The organism is Pseudarthrobacter sp. 05T312 (assembly GCF_056396685.1).
This window is the reverse complement of the sequence record NZ_JBFTLY010000006.1, coordinates 17,257-29,696: the sequence shown is the minus strand read 5'-3', so window position 1 is coordinate 29,696 and position 12,440 is coordinate 17,257. Positions and strand designations below refer to the sequence as shown.

Below are 12,440 nucleotides of genomic sequence, written 5' to 3'. Positions count from 1 at the left end.
CCACTGGCGGGATTTCAGAGGGCAAAGCGAAAGCCCCGCCGCTCCTTCTGGGAGCAGCGGGGCTTTCGTTGTGGAACTTAGACGCTCGGGGCGATTTCCGGGATACGCGGCTTGGCGTTGCCGGCGAAGGTGAACTTCGCGTCGTCGCCTTCGCCTTCGACATCCACCACGACGATGTCGCCGCTGTGGATCTCGCCGAAGAGGATCTTCTCTGAGAGCTGGTCCTCGATCTCGCGCTGGATGGTGCGGCGCAGCGGCCGGGCACCCATTGCGGGATCGTAGCCGCGGGTTGCCAGGAGCACCTTTGCGGCCTTGGTGAGCTCGATGCCCATGTCCTTGTCCTTGAGGCGCTTCTCCAGGCGGGTCACGAACAGGTCCACGATCTCGATGATCTCGTCCTGGGTGAGCTGCGGGAACACCACGACGTCGTCAACACGGTTCAGGAACTCGGGGCGGAAGTGCTGCTTGAGTTCCTCCGTGACGCGGGCACGCATGCGGTTGTAGCCGGTCTGAGTGTCGGTGCCGGACTGGAAGCCGGTGGCTACGCTCTTGGAGATGTCCCGGGTACCCAGGTTGGTGGTCATGATGATCACGGTGTTCTTGAAGTCCACCACGCGGCCCTGGGAGTCGGTCAGGCGGCCGTCTTCCAGGATCTGCAGCAGCGAGTTGAAGAGGTCCGCGTGGGCCTTCTCAACCTCGTCGAACAGCACCACGGAGAACGGACGGCGGCGGACCTTCTCGGTCAGCTGGCCACCCTCCTCGTAGCCCACGTAGCCCGGAGGGGCACCGAAGAGCCGCGAAACGGTGTGCTTCTCGGAGTACTCGGACATGTCCAGCGTGATGAGGGCGTCCTCTTCACCGAACAGGAACTCCGCGAGGGCCTTGGCAAGCTCGGTCTTGCCGACGCCGGTGGGGCCGGCGAAGATGAACGAGCCACCGGGGCGCTTGGGGTCCTTGAGCCCTGCACGGGTACGGCGGATGGCCTGGGACAGTGCCTTGATGGCCTCGTCCTGGCCGACGACGCGCTTGTGCAGTTCGTCTTCCATCTTGAGCAGGCGCGAGGACTCTTCCTCGGTCAGCTTGAAGACGGGGATGCCGGTGGAGTTGGCCAGCACCTCGGCGATGAGATCCTCATCCACCTCGGAGATGTCGTCCATGCCGCCGGACTTCCAGTGCCGCTCCTTCTCCGACCGCTCGGAGATCATCTTCTGCTCCTTGTCGCGGAGCGAAGCTGCACCTTCGAAGTCCTGGGCGTCGATGGCGGATTCCTTCTCCATCTTCAGCTTGGCGATGCGCTCGTCCATGGCCTTGAGCTCCGGCGGAGCGGTCATGCGGCGGATGCGCAGGCGTGCACCGGCTTCGTCGATCAGGTCGATCGCCTTGTCCGGCAGGAAGCGGTCCGAGATGTAGCGCTCGGCCAGGCTGGCAGCGGAGGCCAGGGCGCCGTCGGTGATGGTGACGCGGTGGTGTGCCTCGTAGCGGTCGCGCAGGCCCTTGAGAATCTCGATAGCGTGCGCCACGGAGGGTTCCTTGACCTGGATCGGCTGGAAGCGGCGCTCCAGCGCGGCGTCCTTCTCGATGTGCTTGCGGTACTCATCCAGCGTGGTGGCACCGATGGTCTGCAGCTCGCCGCGGGCCAGCATGGGCTTCAGGATCGAGGCTGCGTCGATGGCGCCTTCGGCGGCACCGGCACCCACCAGGGTGTGGATCTCGTCGATGAACAGGATGATGTCGCCGCGGGTGCGGATCTCCTTGAGGACCTTCTTCAGGCGCTCTTCGAAGTCACCGCGGTAGCGGGAGCCTGCCACCAGGGAGCCGAGGTCCAGGGTGTACAGCTGCTTGTCGCGGATGGTCTCCGGAACATCGCCCCGCACGATCGCCTGGGCCAGGCCTTCGACGACGGCGGTCTTGCCGACGCCGGGCTCGCCGATGAGGACCGGGTTGTTCTTGGTGCGGCGGGAAAGGACCTGCATGACGCGTTCCATTTCCTGCTCACGGCCGATGACCGGGTCCAGCTTGTTCTCGCGGGCAGCCTGGGTCAGGTTGCGGCCGAACTGGTCCAGGACCACGGAACCGGCGGGCGCACCCTCGGGCTGCCCACCGCCGACGCCTGCGCCGGTGGTTTCCTTGCCCTGGTAGCCGGAGAGGAGCTGGATGACCTGCTGGCGGACCCGGTTGAGGTCGGCGCCAAGCTTGACCAGAACCTGGGCGGCAACGCCCTCACCCTCGCGGATGAGGCCGAGCAGGATGTGCTCCGTGCCGATGTAGTTGTGGCCCAACTGGAGGGCTTCGCGCAGCGAGAGCTCCAGTACCTTCTTGGCACGGGGGGTGAAGGGGATGTGGCCGGAAGGAGCCTGCTGGCCCTGCCCGATGATCTCCTGCACCTGCTCGCGAACGCCGTCGAGCGAAATGCTCAAGGACTCAAGAGCTTTGGCGGCAACGCCCTCACCCTCATGGATCAGACCCAAGAGGATGTGTTCGGTACCGATGTAATTGTGGTTCAGCATGCGTGCCTCTTCTTGGGCAAGCACAACTACGCGACGGGCACGGTCCGTAAATCGCTCAAACATTTCGCCACACTCCTAGCTACGACGTACTTTGATGCTACGTGGCCGCCCCTGTGTTGTGGAGCGTGTTCGCCACAGGGGAAACCGCGCCCCTTGCGGGAATAACTGTTGCGGTCCCCGCACAGTGGCCCGCGCCGCACCGGCGGTGCAAAGAATTATCCCGTGCCGGCCTGTGCGGGCGTCCCCGCAAACGGCCAAATAGTCCCGGGGAGGCCAGCCAGGGCAACCGCTCCAATTGCACCTAATGGACAAGTCCGCCCAGCGGAGCCGGGTGGCAATATCCCCCAAATTGAAAAACCCCGCTGCGCCTTGCGGCGGCAGCGGGGTTGGGTGAAGCTAAAGCCCGTCCTAGGAATTTGCCTTTTGGTAGGCTTCCTGGATTTCGGCCTGAATTCGACCGCGGCTGTTAACGGTGTATCCGTTATCCCGGGCCCATTGCCGGATTTGCGCCGAATCGTGGCTGCGGCCCCCCGTAACAGCTTTTGCCCGCTGGGCGCGGCCGCCGGATGCCTTGCGTGCGGCAGTGATGAACCTCTCCAGTGAAGACCGAAGTTCAGCGGCATTGGCTGCGGACAGGTCAATCTCATAGTTGGCCCCATCGAGGCCAAACTTCACATTCTCGTCTGCGGATCCCCCATCCAGATCATCAACGAGGATGATGTTTACTTTCTGTGCCATTAAAGTCTTCCTCTTGCTGGAAAGTCGGTTTTCAGAAAAGCAGGATGTTTCCCGAAAAAAGTATGACTCTTATCTTGGCAACGCGTCAAAGCGCCTAATGGTTCCTTGGGGATAAAGGCAGGAAAGTAGGGGGTTTTTCGCTATTTTGATTCGGGACCCTGGCCGTCCGTGGGCCGCACGGCAAGCGAATCAGCTTCTGCTTGGGCGCGGGCTTCCGCCTGCCGTTCGGCCTTGTCCGCGTTAAAGATCGCCTTCATGGCGAACCAGAAGATCAGGCCCACCACCAGGGAGGGAAGAATGACTGCGACGTATTCCATGGTCAGTGCCCCTCGGGCTTCAGCAGGGGGAAAAGGATGGTTTCGCGGATGCCGGCGCCCGTGAAGAGCATCACCAGCCGGTCGATGCCAAGGCCGATGCCGCCCATGGGCGGGGCACCGTATTCGAGGGCGCGCAGGAAGTCCTCGTCAAGCTGCATGGCCTCCACGTCGCCGGCAGCTGCGTGCAGGGACTGTTCGGTAAGCCGTTCGCGCTGGATGACGGGGTCGATCAGTTCGGAGAACGCGGTTCCGCGTTCCATGCCGCCGATGATCAGGTCCCAGGCTTCGATCAGCCGGCCGTCCTCCCGGTGGGGACGGGCCAGCGGCTGCGCGGACGGCGGGTAGTCGTAGACGAAGGTGGGGTTCAGCAGGGTGGGCTCCACGATCTCACCGAAGAGCTCCACAGCCAGCTTCTCGGCGTCCCACTTAGGATCAACCTTGACCTCGTGCTTAGCCGCAATTTCCCGAAGCACCTCGGCGGGGGTGTCCGGCGTGATTTCCTGCCCAACGGCGTCGGAAAGTCCGGGGTAGACGGCCAGCCAGGTCCACTCGCCGTCGAGGTTGATCTCCCCCGCTTCGGTCTGCAGGACGCGCCCGGCACCCACGGCGTCCGCGGCGTCGAGGATGATCTCCTTGATGCGTTCGGCCATGACGAACTGGTCCGCCCAGGCCTCGTAGCACTCGAGCGTGGTGAACTCGGGGCTGTGGGTTGAGTCCACGCCCTCGTTCCGGAACACCCGGCCCATGTCGTACACGCGGTCGATGCCGCCCACCACTGCGCGCTTGAGGTACAGCTCGGTGGCGATGCGCAAGGTCATCTTCTGGTCGAAGGCGTTCATGTGGGTCTCGAACGGACGCGCAAGGGCGCCGCCGTGGACCAAGTTCAGGATCGGCGTTTCCACTTCCACGTAGCGGTGCCGGAACAGCGTTTCGCGGATGGAGCGGGTGATGGCCGCGCGGGTGTAGACCATTTCGCGGGCCTCGTCGCGGACCATCAGGTCCACGTAGCGCTGGCGGACGCGGGTTTCCTCGTTCAGGTCCGCGTGCAGCACCGGCAGCGGGCGCAGGGCCTTGGACGCCATGGACCAGGAGTCGGCCATGATGGACAGTTCGCCGCGGCGGGAGGAGATGACCTCGCCCTTGATGAACACGTGGTCGCCCAGGTCAACCAGGGCTTTCCAGTCGGCAAGCGCTTCCTCGCCCACGTTGGCCAGGCTCAGCATGGCCTGCAGGCGCGTTCCCTTGCCGTCCGTGCCGCCTTCCTGCAGGGTGGCGAAGCAGAGCTTTCCGGTGTTGCGGACAAAGACCACGCGGCCGGTAACGCCCACGGTGTCGCCCGTGGTCTCGTCGGCCTCAAGGTGGCCGTACTTCTCCCGGATCTCGGCGAGCGAGTGCGTGCGTTCCACTCCCACGGGGTAGGCCTCCGTGCCGCGCTCAAGAAGTTTGGCGCGCTTCTCCATGCGGATCCGCATCTGCTCGCTGGCATCGACGGGCTCTGGGGCATTTTTGGGCGCGGGGGTGTTTTGGGAAGTCACAATCATCAAGTTTACCGGGATTTGGCTTCCGGGACTTTCAGCTGCCCTGCAGGCTCGCACCCTAGGATGGCCGGGTGAAAGAACGGGTACTTCCAACGCACGACGGCGGCAGGCTGGCTTTGTACAGCTACGGCACCGGGGACGCGCCGGGCGAAAAGCGGGTGCTGCTGATCGGTGGGGCGTTCCTCACCGCCCTGATCTACCGGCCGTTCTCCATTGCGCTGGCGAAGGGCCTGGGCGACGGCTGGGCTGTTGACGTCTATGACCGCCGGGGCCGTGGCAATTCCTCCGAGCAGCCGCCCGACTATTCCATGGCCACCGAGATCGAGGACGTTCGGACTGTACTCAAAGCCACTGGCACCCGGAACATCCTGGGCCACAGCCTGGGCGGCGCAGTGGCACTGAACGCCGTGCAGGAGTTCACCGGGACGGCGTTCGTCCCGGACAAGCTCGCGGTGTACGACGCGGCGGTGAACATCGACGGAAGCATCGACACCACGTGGCTGGACGGATTCGAGGACGCCGTGAACAACGGCAGGGTGGGTCACGCGCTGGCGCACATGAAGAAGGCCACCAGCCCGGGTTCAGCCATGGCCAGGATCCCGGAACCGGTCCTGGCCGGCCTGATGGCGGTGTTGTCGCGGACCAAGGTCAACAGGATGTTCCTGCAGGTCATGCCCAGCGGCGTGGGAGAGCTCAGGGCCGCGTACGACGAAAAGGACCACGCCAGGGACTTCAGCGTGCTGCCCGCCGGAACCCACTTCATGGCAGGCGGAAAGAGCCCCAGCTATTACAGGGTGACGGCGGAACGGCTCCACGCCGCTGTGCCGGGGAGCACCTACCAGCTGTCCCCCAAGTGCTTCCACGGCTCCATACCAGCGGCCGTGAAGGAACTGGTGACGGACATCTCGGCATACTTCAAGGACGAAGGTCCGGACGGGAAGCCCCGCCCGGACACTCCTGACGCTATCCCCGTTCGCCGCGGCTGAACCCGGCGAGCGCAGCCGCGTCCGGGATGCCTGCAACCACTTGCTCGGCTAGGCTCAGAGCATGACGCGAGAGAACATCAGGACCCCCGACGGCGGCACGATTGAGCTCTTCTCCACCGGCGCGGAACTCGCTTCGGCGGGTTCGGGCGTGGTGGTGGTGCCGCCTTCGATGGTGACGGCCGCGGACTACACCAAATTCGCTCAGAAGCTCAGCGCCGCCCTGGGCCGGCCGGTGCACACGTTCAACCGGCGCGGCCGCGGTTCATCGTCCCCGCAGCCCGAGGATTACACGCTGGACGTAGACATCCGCGACCTGGACACCGTCATGAAGCACACCTCCAGCACGGATGTCTTTGGCCACAGCTTCGGCGGTGCCGTTGCCTTGCACGCAGCGCGGACCCTTCCGGTGGAACGCCTGGCGGTTTACGATCCCGCGGTCTCCGTGAACGGCAGCGTCACCGCGGACTGGATCGTGGAGTACGAGCGCGCCATCGCGGCAGGCGACGACGACCGCGCCCTCGCTGTCATCCAGCGCGGCCTGGAAGCCAGCGGCTCCTTCTCATCAAGGATGCCGCTCTCCATGCTGACCCTCGCCAACAAACTGACCGCGGGCACCACGGAAGGTAAGCAGCAGCGCGAGCTGATGCGCACCGGCGTCCGCGAGATCAAGGCCATCATTGCCGCGGACATGCCGGCCGAGCCGTTCCAGGCACTGCCTCTGGAGACGCTGATCGTGGTGGGCGAAAAGAGCCCGGCCTACTTCGGCATCGCCTGCGGCCAGATCCACGACGTACTCTCCGGCTCCAGCTACACCATCCTGCCCGGCTTCGGCCACGACGGCGCCATCAAGGCCCCGGACAAGCTGATCAAGGAACTGAGCGACTTCTTCGCCGGCTGAGCCTGCGCAAGGACTAGTGTGCCGGGCCGTGCCCCGCACCTTCGGTCTTGCGCATCATCGCGGAAAGCACGACGGCGGCGACGGCTATGACAGTTGCCGTCATGAAGGCGGCGCTCATCCCGGCGACGAGGCCCGACGTCGCGCTCACCACTGCGAAGATGGACACCAGCAGTGCCGTGCCCGCAGCGCCGGCCACCTGCTGCGTGGTGCTCATGATCGCCGAGCCGTGGGAGTACAGGTGCGGCGGCAGTGGGTTCAGGCCTGTGGTGAAGGCTGGGGTGAACAGCAGTGCCAGGCCGAAACTCAGCCCCACGTGCAGGGTGATGATCCACCACACCGCAGTGCCGGCGTCGAGCATTGAAAACTGCCAGAGCGTCACCACCATGAGGATGGAGCCGGTGACGGTGAGCGGCAGCGGGCCTACCTTGTCGAATGCGCGGCCGATGACAGGGCCGAGCAGCCCCATGGCCAGGCCGCCGGGAAGCAGCGCCAGGCCCGTCTCGAGCGATCCCAGGCCCCGGACCTCCTGGAGGTACAGCGGGAGCAGGATGACGCCGCCGAACAGCGCCATCATGGCCACCACCATCAGCAGGACCGAGACGGTGAACATCCGGAAGTTGAACGCGCGAAGATCCAGCAGCGGCGCGGCAGCCTTCTGGAGGCGGACCTGGCGCAGGACGAAGACCGTGAGCGCTGCGACACCGATCACCAGGGCTGCGATGGCACCGGCGCTGGGTCCCGACTGGCCGCCGTGGCCGCCGCCGATCTGGCTGAGCCCGTAGACCAGGCCGCCGAAGGCGGGGACGGTAAGGACAACGGACAGGACGTCGAGCTTGCCCTTCTCCACCTCGCCCACGTTGGTGAGGTATTTGGCACCGATGGCCAGCGCAGCGAGGGCCACGGGCAGGACGAAGACGAACATGAAGCGCCAGGTGAAGTGCTCAAGGATCAGCCCGGAGACGGTGGGGCCCATGGCCGGTGCCACCGAGATGGCAATGCTCACGTTGCCCATGACCGCGCCGCGCTTGGCCAGCGGGACCAGGGTGAGGATGGTGGTCATCAGCAGCGGCAGCATGATCGCGGTGCCGCCCGCCTGGACGATGCGGGCCAGAAGCAGGACTTCGAACCCTGGGGACACCGCCGCGAGTGCGGTCCCGCCGGCGAACAAACCCATGGCCAGCATGAAGACTGCCCTGGTGGAGAGGCGCTGGAGGATGAAGCCGGTAGTGGGGATCACCACGGCCATGGTGAGCATGAATCCGGTGGACAGCCATTGGACGGTGGGTGCATCCACCCGGAGGTCCACCATGAGCCGCTGCAGGGCGACATTCATGATGGTCTCGTTCAGGATCACCACGAACGTTGCCACCAGCAGGGTGCTGATGATGGTTACGGACTCCCGGGACATCTTCTCCGGTGCGGCGGACGGGGTTCCTTGGCGGATTCCTTCGCCGAGTCCCTGGTCAGGGGCGGACTGTCCGCTGGCGTTTGGAGAGACTTCGGTAGACATGGGTGTTCCCTCAGGGGTGTTTTAAGAGTGATGCGCGGTCGGCGCCGCTGCAGATTCCAACACTCTACCCGTTGGAGTAATTCCTCCGCATGGGTTCTTTTACCCCCGAGGGAACATTAGGGGGTCCCTTTAGGCGGTCTGCCCTGCGTGCTGGCCTTCGGAGATTTCCTCGATCAGCTTGCTGTTGAACGCCGGAAGGTCATCGGGGTTGCGGCTGGTCACCAGGCCCTGGTCAACCACCACTTCCTGGTCCGTCCAGTTGGCGCCGGCGTTCTTCAGGTCGGTTTCGAGGGTGAAGTAGGACGTGACGTTCCGGCCCCGGATAACTCCTGCCTCGATGAGCAGCCACGGTCCGTGGCAGATCGATGCCACAGGCTTGTGCTGTTCAAAGAAGCTGCGGGTGAAGCTCTGGGCATCCTTGTCGACGCGCAGGTGGTCTGCGTTCACCACACCGCCCGGAAGCACCAGTGCGTCGAAGTCCGATGCGTTGGCGTCCCCGACAGTGAGGTCGACGTCGAAGGTATCGCCCTTTTCCGTTCCGTCGTAGCCCTGCAGCTTGCCACTCTTCGGCGCCACCAGGGTGGGCTCGCCGCCAGCGTCCTTCACTGCCTGCCAGGGACTGGTGAGCTCTACCTGCTCCACTCCATCAGTCAGCAGGAATGCCACCTTCTTGCCCGCGATGCTGTGCTCTGACATTTTTCCTCCTCATCCTTGCGGTTGCGCGCTTTTGGCACGCGGGGGTCCCGCTTGAGAGTTGATTGCCTGACCACTCCAGCCTAGGAAAGAGAAAAGTAATAAGCAAGCTGACTATCTGCTCTGGGGCCCCTCCCGGTGGGATGCGTGTTCCTTCTGCTGCGCGCTTCCGCATCTGCGCTGCCCAGGTTCCTTCTCGGGCCGGGTATTTGGGGTGCGGGGAAGACGCTGCCCGTCGGGAATGCGTACGACGGCGGCGCGCGGGTTTTCGGGTCGAGGCGCCTTCGGGTCGGGGTGGCGTTCAACGGTTCGCGTTTGGCGTTTGCGCGGCCAAGGTTCACGGCCTGCATGTCAGTGGGTCGATGGATGATGTCGGTATGGGAATCAGGGGCGGTGCTGGGGTGGTTTTGGAGGGTGTTCGCGCCTCTGTGGCTGCCCTGAATGCGCTCACTCTTGAGGACCAGAACCTTGACGATGCTGCATCGACCGCCGGGGGTGCCGGTGTGGATGTTGGTGCCGGCGTTGATGCGTTGCAGCGGCGGTATGAGCTGTGCCTTGAAGGCTTGGAACTGATAGCCCGGCTGGAAGCTCAGGTCGCCGCGCTAAAGTCCCGGCAGGCTGCCCGAGCCGTTGAACGGCAAGAGGCGATGACGCCGCCGGACGCTTCGGTGCAGGACCGCACTTACGCGCAGATGTCGGTGGTGGAGGAGATCGCGGGTGTCCTGACCATCAGCTCTGCCGCAGCGGGGGCGTTGGTGGAGCAGTCCCGCCGGGTCTGTTCCCTGCCGCTGGTGTTCGAGGCACTGGCTGCGGGCGCGATGTCGTGGCAGCACGCCCGGATCGTTGCGGACGAGAGCGAGGGCCTTACCCCTGAGGGCGCGGCGTCTTTGGTGACGCATTTCTTCGACCCCGCCGCGGCACATCCCGCGCGCGGCGCGGCCCCGGGGGATCTCGTTCCGTCCCGGTTCCGGGCCAAAGTCCGGGCGTGGCGGGAGCGCCACCATCCGGAATCGATCGAGAAACGCCATGCAAAGGGGGTGGCTGACCGGCGGATGGAATACACCCCTGACAAGGACGGCATGGCCTGGGTCTCCCTCTACCTGCCCGGCGACACCGCGTGCGCGATCTGGAACCGCACCACCGCCACCGCCCGCGGCCTCCAAGGCCCCGACGAACCCCGCACCCTCACCCAGCTCCGCCCCGACATCGCCGCTTCCCTGCTGCTGGGGGCTGGCGTGAAGCCCGGAGCCGGGGACACCCCCGCCCACGCCGGGGAAGACGGTCCCGGCCCCGGCGTTCAGGGCAAGCAGGGTGTCACCGGGATCGGGAAGGTCCCTGCCCCGCGGGCCGATGTCCTGGTCACCGTGCCCGTTTTCTCGCTCCTCGGCCTTACCGATGAACCCGGCGTACTGGATGGTTTCGGGCCGATCCCGGCGTCCATGGCACGCAAACTTGTCGCCGACGGGGCGGACTCGTTCTACCGGGTCCTCGTCGCCCCCCGGGACGGGGCACCCTTGGAGATCGACCGGAAAAACTACCGGCTCACCGGGGCCATCAAACACTGGATCCGCATGCGCGACACCAAATGCACCTTCCCCGGCTGCACCAACAAAACCCCCGACAACGAAACAGACCACCTCACCGCCTGGCAACACGGCGGCACCACCAACGTCAACAACCTCGCACAGCTCTGCCCCAAACACCACCGACTCAAACACCACAGCCAATAGACACCCGACCCAGCCAACAAGAATCAACCACCCGGCTGGACCTCACCCACGGGGCGCCACTACAACGCAGAACGATCCAACCCCGAACCAACCCACTGGCCACAATGGCTCCCGGCGTTGTTCAGCGGCGCCCCGGAACAGGAAACCTCAATTGGAGCAACCGAGCAGACAGCCGTGTCCACCGAAAGCCAATTCCAATTCCAATGTCAATGCCTGGACACCAGCCTCGGATGCCCTCCTCCGTGGGAACCCGAAGACCTCAGATATGTGGACCTCTACGATCTGCCGGCCGACGATCCACTCTGGGCGGAATTCCTGGCCACGCCTTTCGCCCTTTCCCGGATGCCATAGGCGCCCGGGCCGTAGGTGCCCGTCCATAGGCTCCCGCACTCAGTCCTGAATCCGGTTCTGCAGCACCGGTCGACTATGCCTTGTGGTGCTCGATCAGCCAGGCCGCCATCTGCCGGGCACGTTTCCCCGCATCCAGGTCACCGCCGATGGCCGAGATGATGGATCCCTTCATCAGGATCTGCCAGGAGCGCGCGAACCCATCGGGGTCCACAAGCCCGGCCTCCTCGGCCAGCGCCTGCACGTGGCCCCGGAGTTTCGCCAGGTAGTTGATGCTGGCCTGGCCCAAGGGGTGCGACGGCCCCATCTCCAGCAGGACCTGGGTAAAGGTGCTCCCCTCAAAGTCATCGCGCTGGAACCATTCCCCCAGGACGTCGAAGATGCTCAGCAGGCGTTCAACCGGCGTGTGTCCCCGCCGACGGGCCTGGGAAACGATCGCTTCCACGGTCCACAGCTTGTCCCGCTGCTCCAGGAAGGCCAGGACCAGCGAGTCCTTGGACGGGAAATGCCGGTAGAACGTGGCTTTTGCCACCCCCGACCTGTCGATCAGCTCATTGACGCCAACGTCCCGGATTCCCCTGCGCGAGAACAGTTCGTAGGCCACCGACAGGATCCGTTCCACGGAATTGGTGCTGCCCTCCGACGCAGCCGGGGAGGACGAATCGGATATCGGGACCTTCGCCTCTGTGCTCATAGGACTTGGAGTCTAGCCCAGAGGAAGACAGACCGGTCTTGCCCGCTGTAGTGTTTTCCCTACGCAGTTCTTTAGGACACCGCACAGGCGCACCGAGGGTCCGCCGGTTTGGAGCAAGGAGGCCCCAATGTCAGCAGAGCGGATGTTCCAAAGTGTGCCGTCGGACCCGGATCCCTGGATGTCCGGTGAGACGCCCGCCGAGGTCCGGCAGTTCGCCATCGAATCGCTCCGGTGGCAGGCCCAGGAAATCATCGATGAGCTGCTCGGCGGCCAGGATCCGGGTGAAGAGCTCGTCAGGGCCCGACTCCGCCGGTGCGTCGCCAGGAACCCGGGCCAGCCCGAACGCGCGCTGCTCGAACAGCTCATGATCAACCGGGACCATCCAGTCCCCTAAGAGGTCCCGCAGGGCTGCCGTAACGGGTCCCGCTTGGCTGCAAGGCAAATCCGGCGCGGCAGCACCCCGTCCCACCTATTTGTCCGA

10 protein-coding genes and 1 pseudogene are annotated in these 12,440 nt (G+C 64.9%); 4 read left to right on the top strand and 7 right to left on the bottom strand.

Annotation, left to right across the window (positions count from 1 at the left end; all coding sequences use genetic code 11):
* Positions 1–77: 77 nt before the first annotated feature.
* The 4 genes from AC1DIP_RS10350 to lysS all read right to left on the bottom strand — a co-directional run bounded on the left by AC1DIP_RS10350 (position 78) and on the right by lysS (position 5,103).
* The gene (locus AC1DIP_RS10350) at positions 78–2,570 is read right to left on the bottom strand and encodes an ATP-dependent Clp protease ATP-binding subunit (RefSeq protein ID WP_477733671.1); all 2,493 of its coding nucleotides are present in this window, start codon (positions 2,568–2,570) and stop codon (positions 78–80) included.
* Between the two features lie 345 nt (positions 2,571–2,915).
* Positions 2,916–3,245 carry a histone-like nucleoid-structuring protein Lsr2 gene (locus AC1DIP_RS10345; protein ID WP_477733670.1) on the bottom strand — a complete coding sequence of 110 codons (330 nt, stop codon included), beginning with the start codon at positions 3,243–3,245 and terminating at the stop codon, positions 2,916–2,918.
* 140 nt (positions 3,246–3,385) lie between these two features.
* The gene (locus AC1DIP_RS10340) at positions 3,386–3,562 is read right to left on the bottom strand and encodes a hypothetical protein (protein WP_476208555.1); all 177 of its coding nucleotides are present in this window, start codon (positions 3,560–3,562) and stop codon (positions 3,386–3,388) included.
* A 2-nt stretch (positions 3,563–3,564) separates the two neighbouring features.
* A complete protein-coding gene (gene lysS / locus AC1DIP_RS10335; protein ID WP_477733669.1) occupies positions 3,565–5,103 on the bottom strand; it encodes a lysine--tRNA ligase in 1,539 nt (512 codons plus the stop codon).
* A gap of 68 nt (positions 5,104–5,171) precedes the next feature.
* Here lysS and AC1DIP_RS10330 point away from each other — a divergent pair, with 68 nt between their 5' ends.
* Complete coding sequence (locus AC1DIP_RS10330) at positions 5,172–6,086, top strand: alpha/beta fold hydrolase (RefSeq protein ID WP_477733668.1); 915 nt, start codon at positions 5,172–5,174, stop codon at positions 6,084–6,086.
* Positions 6,087–6,147: 61 nt separating this feature from the next.
* Positions 6,148–6,984, top strand: coding sequence for an alpha/beta fold hydrolase (locus AC1DIP_RS10325; protein WP_477733667.1), 837 nt, complete (start codon positions 6,148–6,150; stop codon positions 6,982–6,984).
* Positions 6,985–6,997: 13 nt separating this feature from the next.
* Here AC1DIP_RS10325 and AC1DIP_RS10320 read toward each other — a convergent pair whose 3' ends face one another.
* Together AC1DIP_RS10320 and AC1DIP_RS10315 are read right to left on the bottom strand one after the other, a co-directional pair.
* Positions 6,998–8,494, bottom strand: coding sequence for an MDR family MFS transporter (locus AC1DIP_RS10320; protein WP_477733666.1), 1,497 nt, complete (start codon positions 8,492–8,494; stop codon positions 6,998–7,000).
* Between the two features lie 129 nt (positions 8,495–8,623).
* Positions 8,624–9,190, bottom strand: a complete 567-nt coding sequence (locus AC1DIP_RS10315; RefSeq protein ID WP_477733665.1) for a type 1 glutamine amidotransferase domain-containing protein — start codon at positions 9,188–9,190, stop codon at positions 8,624–8,626.
* Between the two features lie 374 nt (positions 9,191–9,564).
* Here AC1DIP_RS10315 and AC1DIP_RS10310 point away from each other — a divergent pair.
* Positions 9,565–11,268 (top strand): annotated as a pseudogene (locus AC1DIP_RS10310) (HNH endonuclease signature motif containing protein).
* A gap of 73 nt (positions 11,269–11,341) precedes the next feature.
* Here the strand turns inward: AC1DIP_RS10310 and AC1DIP_RS10305 are convergent.
* Positions 11,342–11,959: a TetR/AcrR family transcriptional regulator gene (locus AC1DIP_RS10305; protein ID WP_477733664.1), complete on the bottom strand. Its 618-nt coding sequence runs from the start codon at positions 11,957–11,959 to the stop codon at positions 11,342–11,344.
* 127 nt (positions 11,960–12,086) lie between these two features.
* Between AC1DIP_RS10305 and AC1DIP_RS10300 the strand changes: the two genes are divergently transcribed.
* Entirely contained in the window at positions 12,087–12,353 is a 267-nt protein-coding gene (locus tag AC1DIP_RS10300) for a hypothetical protein (protein WP_476208541.1), read from the top strand.
* Positions 12,354–12,440 lie beyond the last annotated feature (87 nt).

Bases quoted from the DNA above. Each gene is read 5' to 3' on its own strand.
- AC1DIP_RS10350 (WP_477733671.1), bottom strand. From the start codon at position 2,570: ATGTTTGAGCGATTTACGGACCGTGCCCGTCGCGTAGTTGTGCTTGCC.
- AC1DIP_RS10345 (WP_477733670.1), bottom strand. From the start codon at position 3,245: ATGGCACAGAAAGTAAACATCATCCTCGTTGATGATCTGGATGGGGGA.
- AC1DIP_RS10340 (WP_476208555.1), bottom strand. From the start codon at position 3,562: ATGGAATACGTCGCAGTCATTCTTCCCTCCCTGGTGGTGGGCCTGATC.
- lysS (WP_477733669.1), bottom strand. From the start codon at position 5,103: ATGATTGTGACTTCCCAAAACACCCCCGCGCCCAAAAATGCCCCAGAG.
- AC1DIP_RS10325 (WP_477733667.1), top strand. From the start codon at position 6,148: ATGACGCGAGAGAACATCAGGACCCCCGACGGCGGCACGATTGAGCTC.
- AC1DIP_RS10320 (WP_477733666.1), bottom strand. From the start codon at position 8,494: ATGTCTACCGAAGTCTCTCCAAACGCCAGCGGACAGTCCGCCCCTGAC.
- AC1DIP_RS10315 (WP_477733665.1), bottom strand. From the start codon at position 9,190: ATGTCAGAGCACAGCATCGCGGGCAAGAAGGTGGCATTCCTGCTGACT.
- AC1DIP_RS10305 (WP_477733664.1), bottom strand. From the start codon at position 11,959: ATGAGCACAGAGGCGAAGGTCCCGATATCCGATTCGTCCTCCCCGGCT.
- AC1DIP_RS10300 (WP_476208541.1), top strand. From the start codon at position 12,087: ATGTCAGCAGAGCGGATGTTCCAAAGTGTGCCGTCGGACCCGGATCCC.